21 protein-coding genes and 1 tRNA gene are annotated in these 24,466 nt (G+C 64.4%); 13 read left to right on the top strand and 9 right to left on the bottom strand.

What is annotated here, in order from left to right:
• Positions 1-23 precede the first annotated feature (23 nt).
• The 4 genes from HT051_RS11665 to HT051_RS11650 all read left to right on the top strand — a co-directional run bounded on the left by HT051_RS11665 (position 24) and on the right by HT051_RS11650 (position 4,963).
• Positions 24-506: a hypothetical protein gene (locus HT051_RS11665; protein WP_174542186.1), complete on the top strand. Its 483-nt coding sequence runs from the start codon at positions 24-26 to the stop codon at positions 504-506.
• 623 nt (positions 507-1,129) lie between these two features.
• Complete coding sequence (locus HT051_RS11660; RefSeq protein WP_174542185.1) at positions 1,130-1,360, top strand: hypothetical protein; 231 nt, start codon at positions 1,130-1,132, stop codon at positions 1,358-1,360.
• Between the two features lie 252 nt (positions 1,361-1,612).
• Positions 1,613-2,848, top strand: coding sequence for an alanine--glyoxylate aminotransferase family protein (locus HT051_RS11655; protein ID WP_174542184.1), 1,236 nt, complete (start codon positions 1,613-1,615; stop codon positions 2,846-2,848).
• A gap of 138 nt (positions 2,849-2,986) precedes the next feature.
• Positions 2,987-4,963, top strand: coding sequence for an alpha/beta fold hydrolase (locus tag HT051_RS11650; protein WP_174542183.1), 1,977 nt, complete (start codon positions 2,987-2,989; stop codon positions 4,961-4,963).
• A gap of 555 nt (positions 4,964-5,518) precedes the next feature.
• Here the strand turns inward: HT051_RS11650 and HT051_RS11645 are convergent.
• Together HT051_RS11645 and HT051_RS11640 are read right to left on the bottom strand one after the other, a co-directional pair.
• On the bottom strand, positions 5,519-6,331 hold the full coding sequence (locus tag HT051_RS11645; RefSeq protein WP_371740583.1) for a lytic transglycosylase domain-containing protein: 813 nt from the start codon (positions 6,329-6,331) through the stop codon (positions 5,519-5,521).
• Positions 6,332-7,230: 899 nt separating this feature from the next.
• On the bottom strand, positions 7,231-7,896 hold the full coding sequence (locus tag HT051_RS11640) for a L,D-transpeptidase (RefSeq protein ID WP_333502660.1): 666 nt from the start codon (positions 7,894-7,896) through the stop codon (positions 7,231-7,233).
• Between the two features lie 445 nt (positions 7,897-8,341).
• Between HT051_RS11640 and HT051_RS11635 the strand changes: the two genes are divergently transcribed.
• Together HT051_RS11635 and panD are read left to right on the top strand one after the other, a co-directional pair.
• Complete coding sequence (locus tag HT051_RS11635; RefSeq protein WP_246810071.1) at positions 8,342-8,602, top strand: hypothetical protein; 261 nt, start codon at positions 8,342-8,344, stop codon at positions 8,600-8,602.
• Between the two features lie 100 nt (positions 8,603-8,702).
• A complete protein-coding gene (gene panD, locus HT051_RS11630) occupies positions 8,703-9,059 on the top strand; it encodes an aspartate 1-decarboxylase (RefSeq protein WP_174542182.1) in 357 nt (118 codons plus the stop codon).
• A 280-nt stretch (positions 9,060-9,339) separates the two neighbouring features.
• Here panD and HT051_RS11625 read toward each other — a convergent pair whose 3' ends face one another.
• Complete coding sequence (locus tag HT051_RS11625) at positions 9,340-11,382, bottom strand: protein-L-isoaspartate(D-aspartate) O-methyltransferase (protein WP_208454312.1); 2,043 nt, start codon at positions 11,380-11,382, stop codon at positions 9,340-9,342.
• Positions 11,383-11,458: 76 nt separating this feature from the next.
• Positions 11,459-12,178, bottom strand: coding sequence for an SIMPL domain-containing protein (locus tag HT051_RS11620; RefSeq protein ID WP_174542181.1), 720 nt, complete (start codon positions 12,176-12,178; stop codon positions 11,459-11,461).
• A gap of 130 nt (positions 12,179-12,308) precedes the next feature.
• Between HT051_RS11620 and HT051_RS11615 the strand changes: the two genes are divergently transcribed.
• A tRNA-Ile gene (locus tag HT051_RS11615) sits at positions 12,309-12,385 on the top strand.
• A gap of 287 nt (positions 12,386-12,672) precedes the next feature.
• On the opposite strand, the gene HT051_RS11610 is transcribed toward HT051_RS11615, so the two are convergent.
• A complete protein-coding gene (locus HT051_RS11610; protein WP_174542180.1) occupies positions 12,673-13,581 on the bottom strand; it encodes a glycosyltransferase 61 family protein in 909 nt (302 codons plus the stop codon).
• Positions 13,582-13,626: 45 nt separating this feature from the next.
• Here HT051_RS11610 and HT051_RS11605 point away from each other — a divergent pair, with 45 nt between their 5' ends.
• Positions 13,627-14,592 carry a UDP-glucuronic acid decarboxylase family protein gene (locus HT051_RS11605; protein ID WP_174542179.1) on the top strand — a complete coding sequence of 322 codons (966 nt, stop codon included), beginning with the start codon at positions 13,627-13,629 and terminating at the stop codon, positions 14,590-14,592.
• A 74-nt stretch (positions 14,593-14,666) separates the two neighbouring features.
• On the opposite strand, the gene HT051_RS11600 is transcribed toward HT051_RS11605, so the two are convergent.
• Positions 14,667-16,952 (bottom strand): TonB-dependent siderophore receptor, encoded by a 2,286-nt coding sequence (locus HT051_RS11600; protein WP_246810070.1) that lies wholly within the window; start codon positions 16,950-16,952, stop codon positions 14,667-14,669.
• A gap of 199 nt (positions 16,953-17,151) precedes the next feature.
• Here HT051_RS11600 and HT051_RS11595 point away from each other — a divergent pair, with 199 nt between their 5' ends.
• From HT051_RS11595 to HT051_RS11585, 3 genes are read left to right on the top strand one after another with little or no spacing between them, the layout of a single operon-like run.
• On the top strand, positions 17,152-17,841 hold the full coding sequence (locus tag HT051_RS11595) for a TetR/AcrR family transcriptional regulator (protein WP_246810069.1): 690 nt from the start codon (positions 17,152-17,154) through the stop codon (positions 17,839-17,841).
• An 18-nt stretch (positions 17,842-17,859) separates the two neighbouring features.
• Positions 17,860-19,014 carry a PepSY domain-containing protein gene (locus HT051_RS11590; RefSeq protein WP_174542178.1) on the top strand — a complete coding sequence of 385 codons (1,155 nt, stop codon included), beginning with the start codon at positions 17,860-17,862 and terminating at the stop codon, positions 19,012-19,014.
• Positions 19,014-19,199, top strand: coding sequence for a hypothetical protein (locus HT051_RS11585; RefSeq protein WP_174542177.1), 186 nt, complete (start codon positions 19,014-19,016; stop codon positions 19,197-19,199). Before HT051_RS11590 ends, HT051_RS11585 begins: the two co-directional genes overlap by 1 nt.
• A 31-nt stretch (positions 19,200-19,230) precedes the next feature.
• Here the strand turns inward: HT051_RS11585 and HT051_RS11580 are convergent, their stop codons facing one another.
• From HT051_RS11580 to HT051_RS11570, 3 genes are all read right to left on the bottom strand, one after another.
• Positions 19,231-19,929 (bottom strand): sulfotransferase family 2 domain-containing protein, encoded by a 699-nt coding sequence (locus HT051_RS11580; protein WP_174542176.1) that lies wholly within the window; start codon positions 19,927-19,929, stop codon positions 19,231-19,233.
• 22 nt (positions 19,930-19,951) lie between these two features.
• Positions 19,952-20,644 carry a sulfotransferase family 2 domain-containing protein gene (locus tag HT051_RS11575; RefSeq protein WP_174542175.1) on the bottom strand — a complete coding sequence of 231 codons (693 nt, stop codon included), beginning with the start codon at positions 20,642-20,644 and terminating at the stop codon, positions 19,952-19,954.
• A 128-nt stretch (positions 20,645-20,772) separates the two neighbouring features.
• Entirely contained in the window at positions 20,773-21,183 is a 411-nt protein-coding gene (locus HT051_RS11570; protein ID WP_174542174.1) for a TerB family tellurite resistance protein, read from the bottom strand.
• A 159-nt stretch (positions 21,184-21,342) separates the two neighbouring features.
• Between HT051_RS11570 and HT051_RS11565 the strand changes: the two genes are divergently transcribed.
• Complete coding sequence (locus tag HT051_RS11565; RefSeq protein WP_174542173.1) at positions 21,343-22,389, top strand: ELM1/GtrOC1 family putative glycosyltransferase; 1,047 nt, start codon at positions 21,343-21,345, stop codon at positions 22,387-22,389.
• A 116-nt stretch (positions 22,390-22,505) separates the two neighbouring features.
• Positions 22,506-24,164, top strand: a complete 1,659-nt coding sequence (ettA, locus tag HT051_RS11560; RefSeq protein WP_174542172.1) for an energy-dependent translational throttle protein EttA — start codon at positions 22,506-22,508, stop codon at positions 24,162-24,164.
• The last annotated feature ends 302 nt before the right edge of the window (positions 24,165-24,466 follow it).

Below are 24,466 nucleotides of genomic sequence, written 5' to 3'. Positions count from 1 at the left end.
GCCCAGCAGGGGAGGAACGTGAAATGCGTATTTTAGCTTCGACTGTCGCGGTGGCGGCCATTGCAGGGTTTGCCTTTGCCGGCACCGCGCAGGTTGCCAATGCGCAAGCGGTGAAGCCGGTCGAGGGCACCGTGAAGGGCGCCGGCAAGGCCGGCTCCGGCGTGGTGCAGGGCGCCGGCGAAGTCGGCAAGGGCACCGTTTCGGGTGCCGGTGAGGCCGGCAAGGGCGTTGCCAAGGGCGCCGGTGAAGTCGGCGGCGGCGTCGTCAAGGGCGTCGGCGAAGTCGGCAAGGGCGTCTCCACCGGTCCGGTCGGCGCGGCCACCGGCGTGGTGAAGGGCGCCGGCGAAGTCGGCAAGGGTGTCGTCGGCGGCACCGTCGATGCCGGTAAGGGCGTCGCCAAGGGTGCCGGCAAGGTCGGCGGCGGCGTCGTCAAGGGCGGCGAGAAAGTGCTGGAAGGCGCCGGCAAGGGCGCCGGCTGCATCGCCACCCTCGGCAAGAAGTGCTAGTCTGCACTTAATCTCTTGAGGGCGCTGCTGAGCGCTTTTGCTTGAGACGATGAAACCCCGGATGCGAGGCACGCCTCGCCCCGGGGTTTTTTGTGTCTGGCCTTTGCCGCAAATACGGGTCGTCATGCCCGGACTTGATCCGGGCATCCACGCCGTTACGCCGCAGCACGGGGAGCGGCGACCTTAAGCGCTGGGCGCAAGCGGCGAGGGAACGGCATGGATCGCCGGGTCAAGCCCGGCGATGACGAAGGAGTGTGGCGCACCAGACAAGCGCTCAAGTAGGCCAGAGGCCGGTAGCGCAAACGAAACGCGCTCAAGTAGGCCAGAGGCCGGTAGCGCAAACGAAACGCGCTCAAGTAGGCCAGAGGCCGGTAGCGCAAATGAAAAGCCCGGGGATGACGAAGGCGTGTGGCGCCGGCGGCTGGGGGGCTCTCTCGCTCTCCCTCTCTTCCCCGCGCCGTTCCGCCGCAGGAAAACCGAAAATCCCCATTGCCGATGCGCGCCATGGTGCTAGCCTCGTTAACGCTTCGGGCTGCGTCGGCCCGCATGGCTTGGCGCCGCGGCGGCTTCTAAGAGAGGCCGAAGAGCCGAGGCCCGGGCGTCAAGAAGACGGAGGGGGTATCATGCTACGCATCGTTGTGATCGCCGTGCTGGTTCTGGCTGCAGCCGGGCTGGTCGCAGGGCCGGGCCAGGCGGCCCATAGGCAGCCCGATCAGGCCGCGCCGCAGCAGCAGGACGACATCACCGACAATATCGCAGAGGCCGGCGAGGATCTGGTCAATGTGGTGGTCAATGTCGGCCGCACCGCCAGCCGCGCCATCACCCATCTCTTCGACGAGCGGCCCGCCCGCTAAGCGGTAGGGGAGGCCGGGGCGCTGCGAGCCAGCCAGCCGCGCCGTCGGCTGCGTGCGCGGCACCCGCAAAGGTTGCAAAACGCGGCTCCATCCGCGCGCCGTCTGCTTTTCCGCCTTTGCGAGGCCTAGAATTCGCGCCACAATTGCGCCAAGGGCGCTGCCGGGGACTTGCCCCGCCGCGGCTTGCCCGCTACACGATATCCCGAATTATTCTGCACTATTCCACGATCGCCAATCAGTTGAGGTGTTCCGATGACGAAAATCTATCCGCCGCTTGAAATCCCTGAAACGCTGGCCGCCGGCCCCGGGCCGGGGAACACCGATCCGCGCGTTCTGGAGCGCTTTGCCAAGACCGGCGTCGCCGACCACATGCAGGCCGACGTTCTTCGCGGCATGATTGAGGCGAAGTACATGCTTCGCGAGCTCTGGGGCACCGACAACGTCTATACCTATGGCGTGGCGGGCACCGGCTTCACCGGCCTCGATTGCGTGCTGTCGATGATCCTGCCGGGCGACAAGGTCGTGGCCTTCCCCAACGGCACCTTCTCCGGCATCGATTCGCTGACCATCCGCATGAAGGCGGCCACCAAGGAAGAGCTGGCCGAGAACAGCCTGGATCCGAAGGCGTCCTCCGTCACCATCGTCGAGACGCCCCACGGCCAGTCGGTCACCGGCGAGACCGTCGAGAAGGCGCTGGCCGAGCACAAGCCGATGTGGGCGTTCATGGCCCATTGGGAGACCGGCTCGGGCCGCATCAACGACCTGAAGGGCTTCTCCGACGCCTGCGTGAAGCATGGCGTGATGGGCATCGTCGATGCCGTCTCCTCGCTCGGCGTGGACGATTTCAACATCGACGATTATCCGGGCGTCGTCGCCTGGGCCTCCTGTCCGCAGAAGGGCGTGCTGTCCCTGCCGCTCACCTATGCTCCGGTCTCCTTCACCGATAAGGCGATCGAGGTGGTGAAGGACCGCGGCTGCCGCACCTATGTGAACCATCCGATCCTCAATGCCCGCCATTGGGGCATCATGGACGGCAAGGATGTCGAGGCGCCGGGCTATCACCAGACCCATTCTTGCTACGCGGTTGCCGCCTTCCACGAGGCGCTGCGCATCATCCTGAACTACGGCAAGGCCGCCAAGGCTGCCTCTTACGCCTATCACGAGCGCGCGCTGCGCGAGGCCGTCGAGGCCATGGGCTGCGATGTGACCTCCGACATGACCAGCCTCGTCGTGCTCAACCTGCCGGGCAAGCTGGCTGGCCGCGAGAAGGAGCTGGTGCAGGGCGCCCGCGCCAAGGGCTTCGGCATCTGGCCGACCCTGTCGGAGCCGGTCCAGGTCCGCATCGGTATCCTGAACCAGCTGTCCGAGGAGCAGATCACCGAGATCGTCTCCCGCTTCGCCGACGCCATGCTCGAGATGGGCGCGGATTTCGACAAGGCGCAGGTGATGGCGGGCTTGCAGTCCTACTACGCCAAGAAGGCCGCGTAAGCGGCGGAACGCCGATAGAGAGGCGCCCGCCCCGCTCCCGTCCAAGGGGAGGCGAGAATGGGTTTCAAAGGTTGCCGCTCTAAGACGATCATGCGGTCAGTGCGCGCGCCGTTAGGTGCCGTGCTGGCCGCATTTTTATTGGGCGCAGTTCTCCTGTCCGCAGTTCTCCTGTCCGCTTGCCTGCTCGCCGCCTCCGGTTCGGCAACTGCCGCCGAATCTGCGGATCTGAGCCGGATCAACCGGCAGATCCCGGCCCTGGTCCAAGACGGCGAGACGAAGAAGGCCGAGCGCCTGGCCAAGCGTTATGTCGCCGAGACCGCCAAGATTTACGGCGAAAAAAGCGCTGAATACGCCACCGCGCTCACCTGGCTCGGCTGGGTCTACCGCAAGGACCAGCGCTATGACGCGGCCACCCCGCTGCTGGCCAAGGCGCTTGCCATCCGCCAGCGCCGGCTCGGCCCCGATCACGCCCTGGTCGCCACCAGCCTGTATAATCTGGCCGGTCTGTATGAGGATCAGGGGCGCGATGCGAAAGCCGCCAAGCTGATCGCCCGGGCCGAGGCCATCAAGACCAAGCTGGCCGGCGTCGGCGACCTGGAAACCGTGCCCCGCCGCATCGTTGAGCTTTCCCGCGCAGGCAAGGAAGACGCCGCGCTGCAGCTCGGCCACCGCTATCTTACCCTTGCCAAGGAACGCTACGGCGCCGATCAGCCACGCCTCGTTTCGGCGCTGATCGAGCTCGCCTTCCTCTATGAATCGGCCGGTCGCATCGACGAGGCCGAAGCCCTGCTGAAACAGGCCCTCGCCATCGAGGAGAAGACTTACGGCACCGAAAGCCTGGAGGCGGCCGAAGGCCTCGACCGGCTGGCCCGGCTTTATCAGTCGCAGGGCCGCGAAAAGGACGCCGAGCCGCTGCTGAAACGCGTGCTCGCCATCCGGAAAGCGCAGCTGGAGCGCGGCGACGAGCTGGTGATCGAGACGCTCTACGCCCTGGCCGGGCTCTACGAGGCGCAAGGCCTGCAGCAAAACGCCGAAGATCTCTATGCCGAGGCGGCGGCGCTGCAGAAGGACCAGCCCCGCATGCGCGCCGCCTTCCGCGCCGAGCAGCCCTCCTATGCCGTGGTGAAGGCCTATTATGCCACCGACCGCAAGAATACCGGCGCGGACGATCCGGCGGAGATTTACGGCGGCGACCGCGGGCCGCTGGTGTTCGGCGAGGTCGAGGTTTCCATCCCGCGCGATCACCGCATGGGCGAGGTGGAGACCCCGTCGATCTGGCGCTTGGAATGGTGCAACGATCCGGAGCGCTTCGTGGTGCTGCTCGACGTCGATGAGACCGGCAAGCAGCGCTTCTTCGATGCCGTCGCCAAGCGGGTGGAAAGCGCCCCCGGCAAGTCGGCCTTCATCTTCGTGCACGGCTACAACGTCGCCTTCGTCGATGCCGCCCGGCGCACCGCCCAGATGGCCTACGATCTCGGCTTTGCCGGCGCGCCGGTGTTCTATAGCTGGCCCTCGCAAGCCCGCTATGCCGCTTACAAGGTCGACGAGACCAACGCCGAGTGGTCGCGTCACGATTTCCAGAATTTCCTGCGCGACTTCGCCGCCAGATCCAAGGCGGAGCACATCTATCTCATCGCCCACAGCATGGGCACCCGCGTGCTGACCGGCGCGCTGAAGGAGCTGTTCCTGGAGGAGCCACAGCTGCGCGACCGGTTCGACGAGATCATCCTGGCCGCGCCGGATATCGATGCCGACACCTTCCGCCGCGATATCGCGCCGAAGATCCTGGCCGGCAAGCGCCGCGCCACGCTCTATGCCTCCTCCGGCGATTATGCGCTGATGGCCTCGAAGAGCTTTGCCGGCTATCGCCGCGCCGGCGATACCGCCGGCGGCATCACCATCGTGCCCGGTATCGACACCATCGATGCCAGCACCACGAGCACCGATTTCGTCGGCCACAGCTATTACGCCGATTCCGAATCCGTGCTCGGCGATCTGCGCGACCTGATCCTGCAGGGAAAGCGCGCCGAATCCCGCACCCGCCTCGAACCCGTCGTCACCGATACCGGGCGCTACTGGACCTTCGACGGGGAGGACGATGCGCCGACGCCTTGAGGGCAGGGGGGCGCCGGACGCGGCCACGAACTCTTTCGTCATGCCCGGACCTCGCGCTCAAGTAGCGCGAAGCGCGATAGCGCACATGAGAGTTCCGGGCATCCACGCCGTGACTTTACAGCACGGGGAGCGGTGCCCTTAAGCGTCGGGAACAAGCGGGTTGGGAATGGCATGGACCCCCGGGTCAAGCCCGGGGGTGACGAAGGGAAGGGGGGCGACTGGCGACCGGATGAGGCGCCGGCAGCACGGTTCTCCCTCTCCCCGGTGGGGAGAGGGTTGGGGTGAGGGGGCTTCAGATTCTCTGTGGGAGAAGGCGCTCGCCACAAATTCCCGCGTCATGCCCGGACCTCGCGCTCAAGTAGCGCGAAGCGCGATAGCGCAAATGAGAGCTCCGGGCATCCACGCCGTGACTTCACAGCACGGGGAGCGGTGCCCTTAAGCGTCGGGAACCAGCGGGTTGGGAATGGCATGGACCCCCACCCGGGTCCGGAATTGCCGGCCCGGGCGCAGGCTCAAGTCAAGCCCGGGGGTGACGAAGGGAAGGGGGTAGCCCGCCTACCCCCCGTCGATCTGCCGGCCGACAATGGCAATCGTCTGCTGATAAACCCCCGCCGCATTCCAGCCCTGGATCGCCCGGTAGTTCGGCTGCCCCGGCTGATAGCCGGCCCCCGGCCGCCAGCCATGGGCGCGCAGGAAATTGGCGGTGGAGGCCAGGGCGTCGGCGCGGGAGTTGAGATCCACCCGCCCATTGCCGTCGCCATCCACGCCATAGAGCAGGATCGCCTTGGGCAGGAACTGCGTCTGCCCCACCTCGCCATGCATCGCCCCGCGCTGGGAGGCGGAAAGCCGGCCCCGGTCGATCAGCTGCAAAGCGGCCATCAGATGGTCGGAGAAGAATTCGGTGCGCCGGCAGTCATAGGCCAGCGTCGCCACCGCGGAGAGGGTGTGCTGGTTGCCCATATAGCTGCCGAAGGCCGTCTCCAGCCCCCAGATGGCGACCAAGGGCCCGGCCGGCACGCCGTATTGCCGCTCGATGGCGGCAAACAGCGCCGCGTTCTGCGCCTTCTTGCTGCGCCCCTGGCGGGCGATGGTGGAAGCGCCGCGCTTTTGCATGAACTGGTCCAGCGAAAGCTTGAAGGAATGCTGGCCCCGGTCGGCCTTGATGGTGCCATAGGCGTATTGCGTGCCCATCAGGGCGGAGATGCCGCGCCGGCCGATGCCGCGGGCCTGCGCCTCGGCCGCGAATTGCCGCTTCCAGGCCTCGAAGCCGGACGCATTGTTGCCGCAGCGCGCCGCCTCCGCGCCACCCGAAAACCCCACGATGCAAAGCGCCAAAAGCGCCGCAAAGCCAAACCCGATCCGCATCATCTGAGGGACTCTCCCCGTGGTTGAACACGCAAGCAAAAAACCGCGCGGACCCTAGCACCAAAGGGTTAGGAGATTGTGGCCAACGTTAAGGGCGCGGTAGCGCTCCAAACAAGCACCCAGGGAGCTGGAGGTGGGGTGCGCAACCCTCTGGCGTCATTGCCGGGCTTGACTTGAGCCTGCGCCCGGGCCGGTGAAGCCGGACCCGGGTGGCAATCCATGAACACCACCGCTCGTTGAAGGATCGACCACAGGGGTTATGGATCCCCGGCACAAGGCCGGGGATGACAAGGGGGGGTGTAGCGCTTCGAAGAATGCGGCTGGCGTCATGGTTCGAGACACGCTTCGCCCTTGGCGAAGCGCCCTCACCATGAGGCTGTTCGGGATGGCCTTTGCTCCTCACCCTGAGGGGCGCGGGAACCGCGCCGTCTCGAAGGGTGAAGGCCCCATGCTTCGAGGCCCGCCAAAGCGGGCACCTCGGCACGCCGTGACTTCACAGCACGGGGAGCAGTGTCCTTAAGCGTCGGACGCAAGCGGCTTGGGAACGGCATGGACCCCCGGGTCAAGCCCGGGGGTGACGAAGGGAAGTGCAGGGCAGGGGGCGACTGGCGACCGGATGAAGCGCTGGCGGCGCGGATCTCCCTCTCCCCGGTGGGGAGAGGGATGGGGTGAGGGGGGCCGCGCTATCGAGAGGCCGTAACCCCTCACCCGGATCGCGGAACGCGATCCGACCTCTCCCCCTGGGAGAGGTAAACCCCGCGCTCAAGTAGGCCGGAGGCCGGTAGCGCACTTAAACCGCGCTCAAGTAGGCCGGAGGCCGGTAGCGCACTTAAAACACAAAAAAACCGGCGCGAGGGGCGCCGGGTTTTGAAGAGCCTGAGAGGAGCCGGAAAAGCCGGCCGTTAGTTCCGCGCGCGGCGGGCGGCGCGGCGGGCGGCCCGGCGCTCGGCGCGGGAGTTGTAGACCTGATAATCCTGATTGGCCGGCGCGTAGGCCGGCTGGGAAGAACGCGGATCGCCGAAGGAGAACCAGCCCGGCCCCTGGCGGCGGCGGTCCTGATCGGCCATTTGCTGCCCGCCCGGTCCGCCGGGAATGGTGCCGTAGATCGAGACGCTGGTGTTGGTCATGCCTTGCTCTTTCACCAGGTCGTAAAGCACCGCCGCATTGGCCGGCATCAGCCGCACGCAGCCGTGGCTGGCGGCGCGGCCCATATAGCGCTGGTCCATGGTGCCGTGGATGGCGTGGCCCTGATGGGTGAAGAAGATCGAATGCGGCATCGGCGCATCGTCATACTGGCGGGAATAATGATCCGCCTCCATGCGGAACGGGGTGTAGCTGCCCGACGGGGTGTCGTAGCCGGCAAGCCCGGTGGAGACATTCCAATGATAGGTCGGCACGCCATCGACCAGCACGTCCATCTTCTGGGTGCTCTTGTCGATATTGATCTGCACCGCGGCATTCGCCGGCGAGGCGAAGGCGAGGGCGACGGCAATGACGAGGCCGAGCGCCATCAGCGCCACGGGGTGGGACGCGGTGTGAAGAATACGTTCGAAACGGTGATACGCCATGAGGGGACCAATAACTGTTTGCAGACGGGGGTTCGAAACAGACCCTATTACAAATTGGTTTCCACTTGCTTTCGCGCAAGGGCGGGTCGTTTCAGCCTTTCGCTTATCTTCATGGATCCGCAGCGAAAAGCGCCGAAATCCTGGCAAACCGCGCCTTAACTTGAGATGAACGGGCGGGCCGCAGCGAAGGCCGGGCTCGCGTTAATCGCCAATCATGGCCGAAATCGAGCGGCGACGGCGTCATCCTGTGGCGGGGGCGTAGGACGAGACAGCGCAACCCTAGGCAAAGCGCCATTTTCCGGCGTGCTCTGGCGCAAAACGACGCGGGCGCGGCGCCGGGCGGACGGCAGGCGAGGGCCGCTAGAGGTTAAGTATCGGCGCTCCCGTAGGTTGAAGAAAAGCCGGAACCGTGGTCGCATTCCAGTTTGGAAGGGGGGCGATCGCGATGCGATGTTCAATCGTGCCGGCGGTGGCGCCGATGGTAATGCTGACCGTAGCGCTCATGCTGGCGCTCACCGTGGCCGCCGGCCCCGCCGCGGCGGCGAGCTGCAAATCCTATTATAGCTGCGAGCAGGCGGTGCGCGCCTGGTGCGCCGGCACCCACCCCCGCGCCGACGGCGATGGCGACGGCATTCCGTGCGAGAATGTCTGCCCCACCCGCGCCATCGTGAAGGCTATCGAAGCGGAGATCGGCTGCTCCCGCTAGGCGGTGAGCGGCCGGCGCGGTTGCGCCGCGTTTACAAGGGCAGGGATTTTGCCCTATACGCCGGGCCTCGCCGGTATCCGATCTAGACGGGGAAGTCGCAGTGTTTCTGACCATGTTGAAAGCCAAGCTCCATCGCGCCAGCGTGACGGAGTGCGATCTGAATTACGAAGGCTCCATCGGGATCGACCGGGATTTTCTCGATGCCGCCGGCATTCTGCCCCACGAGCAGGTCGACGTGCTCAACATCAATAACGGCGCGCGCCTCACCACCTATGCCATCGAGGCTCCGCGCAGCTCAGGCAAGATCGCCATCAACGGCGCCGGCGCCCGGCTGGTGCAGAAGGACGACAAGATCATCGTCGTCGCCTATTGCCAGATCCCGGCGGAAGAAGCCCGCAACTACAAGCCCACCGTGGTGCTGTTCGGCGAGAACAACGAGATCGCCAAGATCGGCTAGGGGCGTTTTCCGGTTTTGTAGGGCGTCATACCGGCGCAAGCCGGTATCCCGCCTTATGCAGAGGTCCTGCCGTTTTGCTGGATTCCGGCTTGCGCCGGAATGACGGTGCCCCGAACTGCCCACACTCTCCTTCGTCATGCCCGGACTTGATCCGGGCATCCATGCCGTTACGTCCCAGCGCGGGGAGCGGTGCTGTTAAACGTTGGGCGCAAGCGGCAAGGCAACGGCATGGATCGCCGGGTCAAGCCCGGCGATGACGAGCCGAGGAGCGGGGCCAGCGCTAAACCCCGAAAGGAAACGTCTCGTCGGGCCCGTGCTGGGGCAGGGCGTGCGCCGTCACCGCTTCGGTTTCCTCGAACCAGACCCAGCCGTCGAATTGCCGCGACAGCTCCGCCTCGAAATAATGCGACAGCCGCTCGCTCTCGGGCCGGTAGATCACGCCGATGGCCCGCTCCAGGAACGGCTCGGCCAGCGCCTCGCGCACCGAGGCATCCTGGCCCGCGCCGGTCTCCAGGAAGAAGGCCGGCAGTCCCGAATCCCGCGAGATGCCTTCGTAGGAATCGCTACGTCCGGGCCGCACCTTCTTGATCTCCATCGGCCCGTCCCAATCGGAGGCCGCGGCCACGGTGCCGCGGTCGGTGCCGAAGCCGATCAGTGCCGCCTCCTCGCCGAAACGCTGCTTCGCCAACTGGCCGATATTGTGCTCGCCCCGCACCTGCCCCATCTCGGTGAAGGCGGCATTGCCGATATGCGAATTATGCGCCCAGACGACGGCCTTGGCGCTCGGCCCGCGATGCGCCAGAACGCGCTCCAGCGTGTCGAACATATGCTCGTCGCGGAGGTTCCAGGACATCGCCCCGCCGTAATAGATGGCGCGGTAATATTCCTCGGCGCCAGCCACGATGCGGGCATTCTGCTCCGCCCCGAAAAACGCTTCGCCGTCGCGGTAGAGATAGTCCAGCCGCTTGGCCAGAAGATCGCGCAAGGTCTGCGCCACCGGATCTTCGCACAGCGCAAAGCCGCGGGTGATCGCCATGCGGCCATAGCCGGCCGGCTCGGCGCGCCAGGGGGCAAGGCAGCTATAGCGCTCCCGCGCGATGGCCGCCGCCTCAGGGTCGACCTTGTCGAGATAGTCGAGCACCGCGGCGATCGAGGTCGCCAGGCTGTAGATGTCGAGCCCGTAAAAGCTGCACATCTCTTCCGGGGCCCGGCGCTCGCCATTGATCGTCTTCAGCCGCTCCAGGAAGCGGAAGACCTGCGCGTTGCGCCACATCCAGGTGGGAAAGCGCAAGAACGGGGTCTCAGGCGTCTTCGGCCGCGGCAGGCCGCAGATCGCCGCGTTATAGACCGCCGCATCGGGCCAATCGGCCTCGACGGCGACGATGTTGAAACCGTGATCGCGCACCAGTTTCTCGGTGATCGCGGCGCGGGCGTCATAGAACTCCGCCGTGCCGTGGCTCGCTTCGCCGAGCATCACCACGCGCCGGTCGGCAAAGCGCTCCACCATGGAGGCCAGCTCGTCCAGCTCGCCGAAAGGCTCCGCCCGCTCGGCCATCAGATGGCTGAGCGCATGGCCGGAAGGGCGGCGGGCCGGGCGGTAGAGGCTCGCCGAAGGGCTGGGCGCGGCTTCCTCGCGCGGCGATTCTTGCGAGCGCTCCTCGTCGGCCCAGCCTTGCGCCCCGATCAGCGGCACGAAGGCGACGCCGCCAAAGCTCTCCTCGTCGAACGTGTCGTCCTCGTTGCGGCGGACCAGGATCAGCTCCTGCATCATGCCGGTGCCGACCGGGATCACCAGACGGCCGCCCGGCGCCAGCTGCTCTTTCAGGGCTTCGGGAACCCGCGGACCGCCGGCCGAGACGATGATGGCGTTGAACGGCGCCTCGTCGGGCAGCCCCTTGGTGCCGTCGCCGCAGATGATGGTGGCATTGTCGTAGCCGAGCTTAGCAAGCCGCGCCCGCGCCAGATCCGCCAGCTGCTCGTGGCGTTCGATGGCGAAGACCTGTGCGGCGATCCGGCTGAACACCGCAGCGGCGAAGCCGGAGCCGGCGCCCACCTCCAGCACCTTATCGGTCGGGGTCAGCGCGGCGAGCTCCGCCATGCGGGCCACGATATAAGGCTGGGAGATGGTCTGCCCCGCCTCGATGGGAAGGGCGGAATCCTCATAGGCGAACTCCTCCATCCCCCCGGCGACGAAGGCCTCGCGCGGCACCGCGCCCATGGCGGCGATCACCAGCGGGTCGCGGATGCCCCGCGCCCGCAAGTGCCGTTCCACCATGAAAGCCCGGTCCCGGGCGTAAGCGTTGTTCCCGTTTTCAGCTTTCATCGTGGCATCGTCCTCTCGGCAAACCGGCTTACGCGCCTATTCAAGCGCACAGCCTGCTAATCGAGTTCCCAGTCTGTCACTCAAGCTCCCAAGTGACGTTAACGGTGATCGAGGTAGTCGTGGTGCCCGCCTCGATCGGAACCGGCGCTGCCGATGCAGCCTCCATCCGCGCCACCGCCTTATAGGGACGCACGCCGCCTTGCTCGTTGATGCTGATCACCTTGCCGAGCTTGACGCCGGCCGCCTCCGCATAGAGCTCTGCGCGGGCGATCGCCTCTTTCATGGCGAGCTTGCGCGCCTCGTCCTCGGTGGCGGCGGGGTCGGCCAGGCCGAAGGCGATATTGCCGATGTTATTGGCGCCGAGGCTGACCAGCTTGTCGAGGATCGCGCCCAGCGCTTTCACGTCGCGCACCTTCAGATGCAGCGAATTGTTGACCCGGTAGCCGACCAGCACTTGCGGCTTGTTCTTCTCCGGCCGGTCGTAGCGCGGGCGGATCGAGAAGTTCGAGGTCTGGATGTCCTTCGGCGCGATGCCCTCGGCCTTCAGCGCCGCGATCATCTTGGTCATCGCCTTGCTGTTCTTCTCCAGCGCGTCGGCTGCACTCTTCGCGTCGCTCACCACGCCGGTGCTGATCTCGACGAGATCGGGAGCGCTATCGACTTCGCCCGTAGCAGTGAGGCTGATGGTGCGCTGCGGCGGCTCCGCTTCGTCGGCGTGGACCGCAGGCGCGGCAAGGCCGACGGCGAGGAGCGAGAAGCAAGTAAGTAGCCTGACGGGCAGGGCAGAAAGCGTCATAAAATATATCCTCCTTGGTGCTCCCCAGCGAGGCTGAGGATGCCAAGCGGAAGCGAAAAGCGCAATTGCTGCTCGACCATTCCCGGAATCGCATGAAGCTGATATGACCCGTGGCCAACCGCATGCGCGGGGGCCCGTAGCTCAATTGGTTAGAGCCGGCGGCTCATAACCGTCTGGTTGCTGGTTCGAGTCCAGCCGGGCCCACCATTTCTTTTGTCTCACGGCAGCTCACTTCGTTCGCGCCTCCGACAGGGCGCGCATTCGCGCGACGGGCGGTCGCCCTTGCGAGCGCTGGTGGCGCTCGTTTTTCTCATGTACGCCAGCGCGCGGCTCCGCGGGGGCGGCCTTCGGCCGGGGCGCAGTCGCGCCCTGGAGCGCTTTGTGTTCGGTTCGTCTTTTGTCTCACGGCAGCTCACTTCGTTCGCGCCTCCGAGGCGCGCTACCGCGTGACGGGCAGTTGCCCTTGCGAGCGCCAAGGCGCTCGTTTTTCTCGCTCACGCCAGCGCAGGTCGCGCGCTGCTTCGCAGGTTCGACGCCACCGCGTCCATGAGCGCTGCCACGTCCACCGGGCCCTTTCGATCCTCCTGGGCGAGGACATGATGCTCGATACCGAAGATGGGCGACAGGTTTTGGAAAAAGATATGCTGAGCGGGATCAGGCAGGAACTCGAACACCTGTGTCTCAGGGCGCATCCAAACGATATTTGCAAGCGCCGCCCCGTGCTGCGCGACGACAATATCCGCCATCTTGAACAGGGCGATCTGCTCGGCCAGTCCCCGGCCTTGGAGAGAGACGACCTTCGTTTGCGGAAATCTGCCACTTAAGGCCGCAATCAGCTCCGCCATATTGGCGATCGATCGTCTATCCGTGCCCGCTCCCTTGGTCTCGGCAAGATCCGATTGGTAAAACGGATCCGGCGCTTCCCGCTTGATGAGCAGGAGACGCGGCGACGGCGTCCAATTGGAGTCGAGCTCTTCACAAAACCGGTCGATTTTGTCGCCAAGCCGTTGTTGAATATACCGCTTTGCGAGGGCCGCAACGCTTGCCAGACGGTCGGCGTCATATTCTCGCCGCGCCTCACTGCAATCTAGACCCAAAATGTCAACATTCTCGAGCCTGAGCTTTTCAGCCTCGCTGGAAAGCAACGAATGACTGTATGGCTCGCACAAAACCAACCCGGGAATCCCCACCTCACACACAAGACGACTTAGCGGACCACAGGCCCGCGCCAATAGGATTGGCGCTTCAGTTTTCTCTTCCTCCGCATATCCACAGAGCGGAAGCAGATATCCAAGCAGGAAATGGTAGTAGTGCTCAACGCTTCCGCCGTTGTTTCGGATGTTGAGCCAGTATGCGTTTGGTCTCGTCTTGAGGCCGAGCAGGTACTTTAGTTCGCTAAGCATTTCATTCTGTTTTCAAGAATCGTTTTTAACTTATAGAAGTAGATAGTGCAGAGTAAAAATATAAAGCGCGTCTTAGTCTCCGGCGGCGCGGGATTTATCGGATCACATCTCGTCGACAGACTCCTCAGCTCAGGCCATTCCGTCATTTGCGTCGACGATCTGACATCAGGAAGCTTAAGCAAGATTCGCCAGCGAGACGGCGAGCCCCGCTTTACTTTCATTCAGCAAGACGTGTGTGTCCCGCTCTCTGCGGAGGTTGACGAGATTTACAATCTGGCCAGCCTCGCCTCTCCCGCCCGATATAACAGCGATCAGATTCAAACTGCCAAGACCAACCTGCTCGGGCCCCTGAACATGCTCGAATTGGCAACGCGCACCAACGCAAAGATCTTCCAAGCCTCCACCAGCGAAGTCTATGGCAACCCCGTCATGCACCCGCAAGACGAGTCCTATTGGGGCAACGTCAATCCCGTCGGTCCGCGCTCCTGTTACGTCGAGACAAAGCGCTGCGCCGAGACCTTGTTCTTCGACTATCACCGCGTGCATGCCTTGGACATCAAGATTGCGCGACTCTTTAATGTCTATGGGCCGGGGATGCGGGCCGACGATGGGCGCGTCGTATCGAACTTCATTGTCAACGCCCTCATCGGCCAAGATCTGGCCGTCAATGGCGACGGGCGCCAGACGCGCTCATTCTGCTACGTGGACGATTTGATCGAGGGGCTGGTGCGCCTGATGGAAACGCCTGCGGAGGTGACCGGACCGATGAATATCGGTAACCCGCAGGAAATTTCTGTGCGCGACCTCGCCGACATGATCATCGATCTTACGGGGTCGCGCTCGCGCGTTTCTGAGGTGCCGGCACTGCCGGAAGAGCCGGTGCGGCGCTGCCCAGATATCTCCAATGCCGAGCTTACCTTGGACTGGAAGCCGAACGTGGGCCTCGAGCAGGGGCTGCGTCGTACGATCGACTATTTCGACCATCTCCTGACCCAAGGCGAGAGCCGCTAGCCACTGACGGGGCGGCTTTTCGGCCGGCGCCCCGTCAGGCTTGCGAGCGCCGGAGCGCTCGTTCTTCTCGCGCGCTACCAGCGGTGGCGGATGCCGGCGAGGAAGGTGCGCCGGTCGCCATATTCGCAATAGATGCTGTAGCTGCAGCTGGAATAGTACTCCTTGTCGAACAGGTTCCAGACATTGAAGGTCAGATCCGTCCGCTCCAGCTTCGGCGTGATTTTGCCGAGATTGTAGCTCACCGCCATGTCGACCAGCGTATAGCCGGAGACTTCCAGCGTGTTGGCGTCATCCCCAAAGCTGGAGCCGACGAAGCGGATCCCGCCGCCGAGGGTGACGCCGTCGACGATGCCCTGGTCGAAGGCGTAGTTGGCCCAGACCGAACCGAAATAATCGGGCACGGCTTGCGGGCGCTTGCCGATGGCCGCCGGGTCGGTCGATTCCGTCACCTCCATGTCGAGCAGGGTCAGCGCGCCGATCAGCTCCAGCTGCTCGGTGACATTGCCACGCGCCTCGAACTCTAAGCCGCGCGAACGGATCTCGCCTTGCTGGATATTGATGCCGACGATCGGCCCCGGAACCAGCACGTTCTGCTGGGTGATGTCGAAGGCGGAGAAGGTCAACAGCGCGCCAGGCAGGAAGGAGGGCTGATACTTCACGCCCACCTCGTATTGCTCCCCCGTTGTAGGCACGAAGGGAACGCCGCCAAGCCCCACGCCGATCACCGGCTCGAACGAGGTCGAATAGCTCGCGTAAGGCGCCAGGCCGTTGTCGAACATATAGAGCAGGCCGGCGCGATAGGTGGTCTCGTCGGCATCCTGGGATTGCCTGAGGCCGCCATCGGGCTTGGTTACCTGCTCCGTCCAGTCACGCCGGATGCCGAACACCGAGCGCCAATTGCCGATCGCGATCTGATCCTGCAGATAGGTGCCGGTCTGCTCCAGCCGCTGCTTGGAATCGATCAGCGGGAAGAAGGTGTCGGTCACCGGCTGCCCGTAGACCGGATGGGTGACATTCAAGGTCGGGGCGAAGAAATTGACCGAGAATTCGGCGTCGCTGTCGGAGCTCTGGATATCGAGCCCGGTCAGCACGCGATGCTGGAACGCGCCCGTCGCGAAGTCGAATTGCAGGTGATTGTCGCTCGCGACATTCCACGCATCCTCCGTCGTGCGCGCCGCCTGGCGGGGAAGAATACCGGTCGCCGTCATCGGCCCCGACATTTGCAATCCCGCCATATCGAGATCGACCTTGGCGTAGCGCAGCGAGGAGTTCAGCATCACCGCGGAATTGAAGCGGTGCTCGAGCTGATAGCCGATGCCGCCCTCTTTGCGGTGGAAGTGGTCGAAGGAGGGATCGCCGACATTCAGCTCCGAATTCAGGTAACGGCGATATTGCTTCGGCGAGAGCGATTTCGGATAGATCGAATTGAAATAGCCGCCCTCCGGATCCTCCTGATAGAAGCCCATCAGCGTGATGCGGGTATCGGCATTGGGCTGCCAAGCCACTGCCGGCGCGACGGCGAAGCGCTCCTCGTCCACATTATTATAGCGGGTCCCGGAATCGCGGCCGATGGCGGTCAAGCTGTATTGCAGCGTGCCGTCGCGGTTCAGCTTGCCCTGGCTGGTATAGCCGGCCTGAACGCGGCCATGGCTGCCGGCCTCCAGACGCATCTCGTTATAGGGCGTGGCGCTCGGCGCCCGGCTGACCATGTCGACCATGCCGCCGGGGCTCACCTGGCCGTACAGCACCGCCGAAGGGCCTTTCAGAACATCGATGCGGTCGAGCAGGAAGGGATCGACGGACATGATGCCGAACACCTGGCCTTGCGGCAGCTTCAGCCCGTCCATGAACTGCACATAGGAGCCGGCGGTCGAGAAGCCGCCGAACCCGCGGATCAGCACATTGTCGTAGCGGGTGTTCTGCTCGAAGGTGGAAAGCACGCCCGCGGTGTAGCCCAGCGCCCCGCCGACCGTTGCGTAGTTCTGGTCGTCCATCTGCTTGCGGGTCACCACCGAGACCGATTGCGGCGTCTCGGCGATCGGCGTCTCCGTCTTGGTTGCCGCATACATGTCTTCCGGCTGATAGGTGTTGCGCGTCGAGCCGCCTGCGCCCTCCAAAGGCGAGGCGACTGCCGGAAGGGCATCTTGCGGCGTGGCGGGAGCCGTGCTCTGCCTCGCAACTGGAGCCTGATTGACCGCCCGGGAGGCGGTCTCGGCTTGCCGGGTCTCCGGCGCCGCTTCCACCACGATCGGATCGAGCTCGTAATTCTCGGCGTCCTGCGCATGGACAGTCTGAACGCCGTTCGCACCGGCAACGGCAAACATCAAAACGGCCGATAGCCGTCCCCAACTCTTCGTCATTATCGTCCCCCAACGATCACTAGACACTGTTTTGAATCTCGAATAACCAAACGGGACGGTCCCGTCCAGTTTAATCAGACTTTCAGGGTCGTATTTTTTCGGGAGCGCCGGAAAACGCCAAAAAATATGAGTTTCCGCTCGCGGAGAAACAGGGCGGCTGACTATCCTCGCCACGGGGATTCGACAGACGGATGAGGGAATGAGGGTGAACGCGCGCGCTGGGAAATCGACAACTCTGCCGAAGACGCAAGAGCCGAGCTCAGGCGGGCCGGCGATGGCGGAGCGCAAGACCGCGCGGGACGACAACACGCTCCGCATCGTCGAGGCGGCCTCGGAGCTGTTCGCCACGCAAGGTTACGCCGCCACCTCGGTGGAGCAGGTCGCAGCCAAATGCTCCGCCGGCAAGGACACCATCTACCGCCGCTTTCCATCCAAGCTGGCCTTGTTCGGCGCGGTGCTGGAGCAGGCGCGCGATAGCCGTGTGACACTCCTGGCCGGCTTCACCGCGGCGCTGCCGAAGGACGGAAGCCCGCTGGGCCGGCTCCAGCAGGTGGCCCGCTGGTTCCTGGACGCCAATCTCGATCCCGAGCTTGTCGCCTTCAAACGCATCGCCATGACCGAATCGCAAGTGCTCGCCAGCGGACCGCAGCCGGGCTCGCAGAAAGATCCGTTCATGGAGGTGCTGGTCTCCCACGTGGAAGCCGCGCAAGAGGCGGGCGCGATCGCGCCGGGCGACAGCCTGTTTATCGCCCTGCAACTCGTCCACTGCATCGTCGCCGTGCCGCTGAACGACGCGCTGGTCGGCGGCGAGAGCTATGCAGGGAAAGCGGCGCGCGATGCGCATTTCAAAGCCGCCTGGGCGCTGTTTCTAGAGGGCGCCGCCGCCTAAACCGACAAGGAGAGAGACGTGCGACAGAAGAGTTTGCGTCGCTGGAATTGGGTGCATGAGTGGTCCAGCCTGATCTGCACGCCGTTTCTGCTGCTGCTGTGCATTACCGGGCTGCCGCTGATCTTCCATCACGAAATCCACGACTTCACCGTGGAGCTCGTGCAGCCCGCATCGCCCGCGCCCGAGCAACCGGCCAGCCTCGATACCGTCGTCGCCAATGGCCTGGCCGCGGCGCCGGGCCAAGTGGTGCAATATGTCAGCTGGGACGAGGAGCAGCCCGACGTCGTCATGCTAACGGTGAATAGCGCGGTCAACGGCAATCCCGGCGATGCCTCGGTATTGCGCATGGATGCCGGCACCGGCGTCTTTCTCGACCGCCCCGATCTTCAGACCGGCGTGATGGCCTTCTTGCTGCAGCTCCACACCGATATGTTTCTCGGCCTGCCCGGCAAGCTCTTCCTCGGCGCCATGGGCATTCTGTTCTGCATCGCGGTTATCTCCGGCATCGTCGTCTACGGCCCGTCGATGCGGAAATTGTCGTTCGGCGATCTGCGCCTGGAGCGCATCCGGCTGATCCGCTGGCTCGATCTGCACAATCTCGCCGGCACCCTTCTGATCGCCTGGACGTTGGTGGTCGGCTTCACCGGAGCGGTCAACACCTGGGCCGATCTGGTGCTGCAGGTCTGGCGCTTCGACCAGCTCACCGAGATGGTCGGCGAGCATCGGGGGCGGCCGCATCCCGAAACCTTAAGCTCGCTGCAGCAGGCGGTGACTACCGCCGAGGCGAACGTATCGGGCATGGAGCCGTCCGTGATCGCCTTCCCCGGCACCCCGTTTTCGAGCGAAAGCCACTACATGGTGTTCATGAAAGGCAAGACCCCGCTCACCGCGCGCCTGGTCAAGCCTGTGCTCATCGATGCCACGAACAGCGCCTTCACCGATGCGCGCCAAGCGCCCTGGTATGTCTCCGCATTGCTGCTGTCTCAGCCGCTGCATTTCGGCGATTACGGCGGGCTCGCCTTGAAGATCCTCTGGGCGCTGCTCGATATCGGCACCATCGTCGTCTTGATCACCGGGCTTTATCTCTGGGTCGCGCGGCGGGCGCGGAAGCTTGCCCGGCTTTCGCCGCTCGACAAGCGCGATGCCGAGCCCGTGGTGGGGAGCAAAGCGTGATGCGGTCCAGCACCTATGCTCTGCCGGCGCTGTTCGCGCTCGGCGCGGCGGCGGGGCTTGTCCTCGCCTTGATCGCCGACGGCGCCTGGGAGTGGATTGCCTGCGCCTTGGTGGCCGCCCCGGTCGTGGCCTTCGCATGGCTGCTGCGCCGGGCCCGCGTAGAGCAAGCGGCGAACCGCCCGTAGACGCGCCCCGGCTCGCAGGGCCAGCGTGCGGCTAGAACCGGTAGTCGAACATCTCGATTTCGGGACGGTACCACTCGGCCACCAAGGTGCGCAGCTCCGGCGTGAAGTAGCTGCGATAGCTCTCCCGGGACTCCTTGCCCGGCCCGACATTGACCTTGGGGATGGAAAGGGTCTGCGCCACCCCGGCGAGCGTCAGCGCCCGGTTCAGATCCTCTTCCAGGCTCTCGTAGCGGCCGACGAAATCCAGCGCCGGCTTGCCGTCGATCAGATAGAGGTCGTGATTGTTGACGAAGGCGCGCGCGCGTTTGGCCATGAAGCGCTCGAAGCTCGGCCGTTTCCGCATCGACTTGGTCTTGTAGAAATACCAGGAGACCTGGCGGTCGAACGGGTTCCGCTCAAACGCGAACTTGAAATAGCTGTTCCAGATCGCCTCGCCGATATAGGTGCGTACCCGCCAGGCCGGCATATGCTCGTAATAGCCGACCGACTGGTGGTAATAGCGCTCCGGCCGCCGTAGCAGGCGCCGCAACAGAGGGCGCTGCGGCTTCTCCGGGTGCTCGACGCGGTAGTTCTGGGGTTTACGCCCCTTGCGCTGCGCTTCGCTCTGCTCCCGATAAGGGGTGATCACGTCGTCCGGGCCGCAAAGCTCCGACAGCGCCGCCTCGATCGCGGTGCCCGCGGTCTTCTTCGTCTTGATGAAGATGAACTTGTGCTCGTGGGAAATGATCATCGGAAGGGGCGCCGGCGGGCCGCTAGAAGCTGTAATCGAGGAGCGCGATTTCGCGCGGATACCAGGCGGCGACCATATTGCGCGTCTCCTCGTCGTAAAAGCTCTGATAAGGCGCCTTGTTGGTTCGGAAGCCGCCCTTGGCCCGGGGCAGGGGGCAATCGAGGCAGAGCCCGAGCTCGCCCAGCGCCTTGCCGAGATCGTCGATCAGATTCTCGTAGCGCCCGAGGAAGTCGACGCAGGATTCACCGTCGACGCTGTAGATCTCGAAATTGTTCAGACGCGCCCGGCGGTCGTGATGCATGAAGTGGGAGAAGCTCGGCTTCTTGTCCTTGCCGCGGAAGCAGTGGTGATAATAGGAGACCTGCCGGTCCCAGGGGTTCCGATCGAAGGCGAACTTGAAATAGCTGTTCCAGATACGATCGTCACCGATCAGCGCTTTCGCTTCCGCCGCCGGCATATGGTTGTAGAAGCCGTGATCCTGCGGCACCGCCCGGAACCAGCGGCGCTTATAGAGCGGGCGCCGCGACTGCCACCAGCCATGCACCCACCAGTTCTGCGCGCCGGGCCCCTCTTCGGCGAGGAGCTCGTCTTGCGGCGAGACCGGCGTGATCACGTCGTCGGGGCCGCAGAACCGCCGCAGCCCCAGCTCCAGGCTGGTGCCCGCGGTCTTCTTGGTCTTCAGGAATATGAATTTGTGTTCGTGAGAGACGATCATTAGCGGCTGAGACCAGGAGCACCGGCGGAGAGCCCGGCGGGGCTCTCAACCTGCGTTTGCGCCCCTAAGGGCCATTGCCGCCAGATGTGCCGGGGGCTGCCGCCCCTGTCAACATCTCAGACGCCCGCTTAGCGGTGCTGCGCGGCCAGCCAGACGGCGAGGTCTTCCAAAATCGCGCCGAAATGGATCTCGGGGATTTCCAGCGCCGCGGCGATATCGGCGAGCTTCTTGCGCTCGGTCGCCTGGATGATGCCGTCGGCCAAGAGCACCAGATAGGCCGCCCGGACGATCTCTTCCTTGGTCGGCGTGTCCAAATGCCGGGCGGCGGCGCGAAGGCTTGCCAGGAAGTCGGGATTGGCGACCATGTCGTTGGCCATCGCCTCGACCTCGGCCGCACCGACCGTGCGCCCCGAATCCTTTTCGTAGATTTGCTGGATCAGGCTGATTTCTTTAGCGTCCGGCTTGCCGTCCGCCGCGGCCATCGCCACCATCGTCTTCAAAATCCACTCGGCGTCAGATCCAGTTACCGTATCAGTCACCTGTTCTGCTCCGTTGCTCCCAGTGAAAGCGTAATGTCCTGCTCCGAGCCCAAAGAGCTGGACCGGAGTCGAAAATCCATATCCAACCATGTCTATTAGCTGTCATCCGTTACAGTGTTGCAAACGCTAAACCGCCCAAAGAAGGCTTCCCTCGGTTCAATGTCGCCGCTCAAGGTCTTGTTCCTCGCCGACTCGCGTCCTGGCCATTATCATTTGTCCGAAGGCGTGATTGCGGCGTTAACGCGGCTATCTGCTGTCGAAGTGAGGCGAATAGAGGTCAACCGCCGCTGGATCATCCCGACTCGCTGGCTGCGCCGCCGGATCCACTCCAAGAACTTCTTCCCGCCGCGCATGCTGTGGATGACCTATCGCATCCGCGCCGAGGAGCTCCCGAAGGCCGATCTGGTGATCTCCGCCGGCGGCGAGACGCTGATGCCGAATATCTGCTGCAGCCGCTATCTCGGCATCCCCAACATCTTCTGCGGCTCGCTGCGCGATCTGGAGGCGGACGAGTTCAGCCTGGTGATCTCGTCCTATGAACGGGACGCAAAAAGCCCCCGCCATATCGTGACCTTGAAGCCGTCCTCCATCGATCCGGACGCGCTGGGGCGTCCGGCCGAGGTGCCGCAATACGGACCCGGCAACCGGCCGAAGCTGGCCGGCCTGCTGATCGGCGGCGATGCCGGGACCTTCCGCTATCGCCGCAGCGAGTGGAAGAGGCTGATAGAGTTCGTCCGCGCCGTCTCCAAAGCCTGGGGCACGCGCTGGATGATCTCCACCTCGCGCCGCACCCCCGACCACGTCGCGGATATGTTCGGAACGCTGGCCGGGGAGGGGGATGTGGTGGAGCGCTTCATCGACTTCCGCAAGAGCGGGCCGGGCACGTTGAACGAGGTGTTCGGCAAGGCGGAGGTGCTGGTCTGCACCGAGGATTCCTCCACCATGATGTCGGAAGCGGTCTCCGCCCGGCTGCCTGTTGTCGGCGTGGCGCCCAAGCTGCATCATTTCACTCAAGAAGAGCGCGAATACCGCGCTCTGATGCTGCACCGGAACTGGGCCCGCACGCTTCCAATCGCCGGCCTCAGCCCGGAAACCTTCGAGAATGCGCTCTCCGAAATCGAGCCCATCGAAGGCAACCCCATCGACATGCTGGCGGCGAAGCTGAAACAGCGCTTGCCGGAGCTGCTCGCCGCGCCGCCCGCCTGAGCCGATTGCCGCGTGCGAGCGAGGGGCTGGATTCGCGGCCCCAACCTCGCTAGAGAGGGCGCCAGAACGCGGCTCTTTCACAGCAATTCATTTTCAACGTCAGCCAGCGAGCACCTATGGCCAACCCGCAATACGTCTACGTCATCAAGAACCTCTCCAAGACCTATCCAGGCGGCAAGAAGGTCCTGGATGACATCACGCTCTCCTTCCTGCCCGGCGCCAAGATCGGCGTGGTCGGCGTCAATGGTGCCGGTAAGTCGACCCTGCTGAAGATCATGGCCGGCGATGAGACGGAGTTTTTGGGCGAGGCCTGGGCGGCCGATGGCATCAAGGTCGGCTATCTGCCCCAGGAGCCCCAGCTTGATCCGGAGAAGGACGTCACCGGCAATGTGATGGAGGGCGTTGCGGAGAAGAAGGCCAAGCTCGACCGCTATAACGAGCTGGCCATGAACTATTCCGACGAGACCGCCGAGGAGATGGCCCAGCTGCAGGACGAGATCGACGCGCAAGACCTGTGGGACCTCGATTCCCAGGTCGAACAGGCGATGGATGCGCTGCGCTGCCCGCCCGGCGACGCCGACGTCGCCAAGCTCTCCGGCGGCGAGCGCCGCCGCGTGGCGCTGTGCAAGCTGCTGCTCTCCAAGCCCGACATTCTGTTGCTCGACGAGCCGACCAACCATCTCGATGCCGAGACCGTCGCCTGGCTAGAGCACTACCTCGCCGAGTATGCCGGCACCGTCGTCATGGTCACCCATGACCGCTACTTCCTCGACAATATCACCAACTGGACCCTGGAGCTCGATCGCGGTCACGGCGTGCCCTACGAGGGCAACTACTCCTCCTGGCTGGAGCAGAAGCAAAAGCGCATGGAGGTGGAGGGCCGCCAGGACGAGGCCAAGCAGCGGGCCATGGCGCGGGAGCTCGACTGGATCCGCTCCAGCCCCAAGGCGCGCCAGGCCAAATCCAAGGCCCGTATCCGCGCCTATGAGGATCTGGTGGCCGAGTCCGAGCGCGAGACCCAGGGCAAGGCGCAGATCCAAATCCCCACCGGCCAGCGTCTCGGCGGCGTGGTGATCGAGGCCGATCACCTGAGCAAGGCGTTCGGCGATCGGCTGCTGATCGACGATCTCTCCTTCAAGCTGCCGCCCGGCGGCATTGTCGGCGTGATCGGCCCGAACGGCGCCGGCAAGACCACGCTGTTCCGCATGATTGTCGGCCAGGAGACGCCCGATAACGGCGATATCCGCATCGGCGAGACCGTCGATATCGGCTATGTCGACCAGTCCCGCGATACGCTGGACGACAAGCATAATGTCTGGGAAGAGATCTCCGGCGGCAGCGACGTGATCGAGCTGGGCAAGCGCGAGGTCTCATCCCGCGCCTATGTCGGCTGGTTCAACTTCAAAGGCCCTGATCAGCAAAAACGCGTCGGCCAGCTCTCCGGCGGTGAGCGCAACCGGGTGCATCTCGCCAAGATGCTGAAATCGGGCGCCAACCTGATCCTGCTCGACGAGCCGACCAACGATCTGGACGTGGAGACCCTCGGCTCGCTGGAAGCGGCGCTGGAGGATTTCCCCGGCTGCGCCGTGATCATCAGCCATGATCGCTTCTTCCTCGACCGCATCGCCACCCACATCCTCTCCTTCGAGGGCGACAGCCATGTGGAGTGGTTCGAGGGCAACTTCGCCGATTACGAGGAGGACAAGAAGCGCCGCCTCGGCGACGACGCCATCGTGCCCCACCGCATCAAGTACAAGAAATTCGCCCGGAGTTAGCGGGGCGGGTTACTTCAAATAGACTCGTCACCCCCGGGCTTGACCCGGGGGGCCATGCCGTGACCGTGCCGCTTGCGCTGGAGTCTCAGTCGCGCTGCTGATCGGGCTGAGACGTAACGGCGTGGATGCCCGGATCAAGTCCAGGCATGACGAAGAAGTTTGGGCGCGGTGTTCGTACACCGTCATGGCCGGGCGTGTCCCGGCCATCCACGCTCCTGACGCTTTGACGAAACCTGTCGTGCATGACGGATGTCATCCCCGGCCTTGTGCCGGGGATCCATAATCCCTGTGGTGGTTCCTTC

The sequence above is a fragment of the Methyloligella sp. GL2 genome, assembly GCF_013341275.1.
In the GTDB taxonomy this organism is placed as follows: Bacteria; Pseudomonadota; Alphaproteobacteria; order Rhizobiales; family Methyloligellaceae; genus Methyloligella.
The sequence above is the reverse complement of the archived record's forward strand: the minus strand, read 5'-3'. Positions and strand labels throughout refer to the sequence as shown.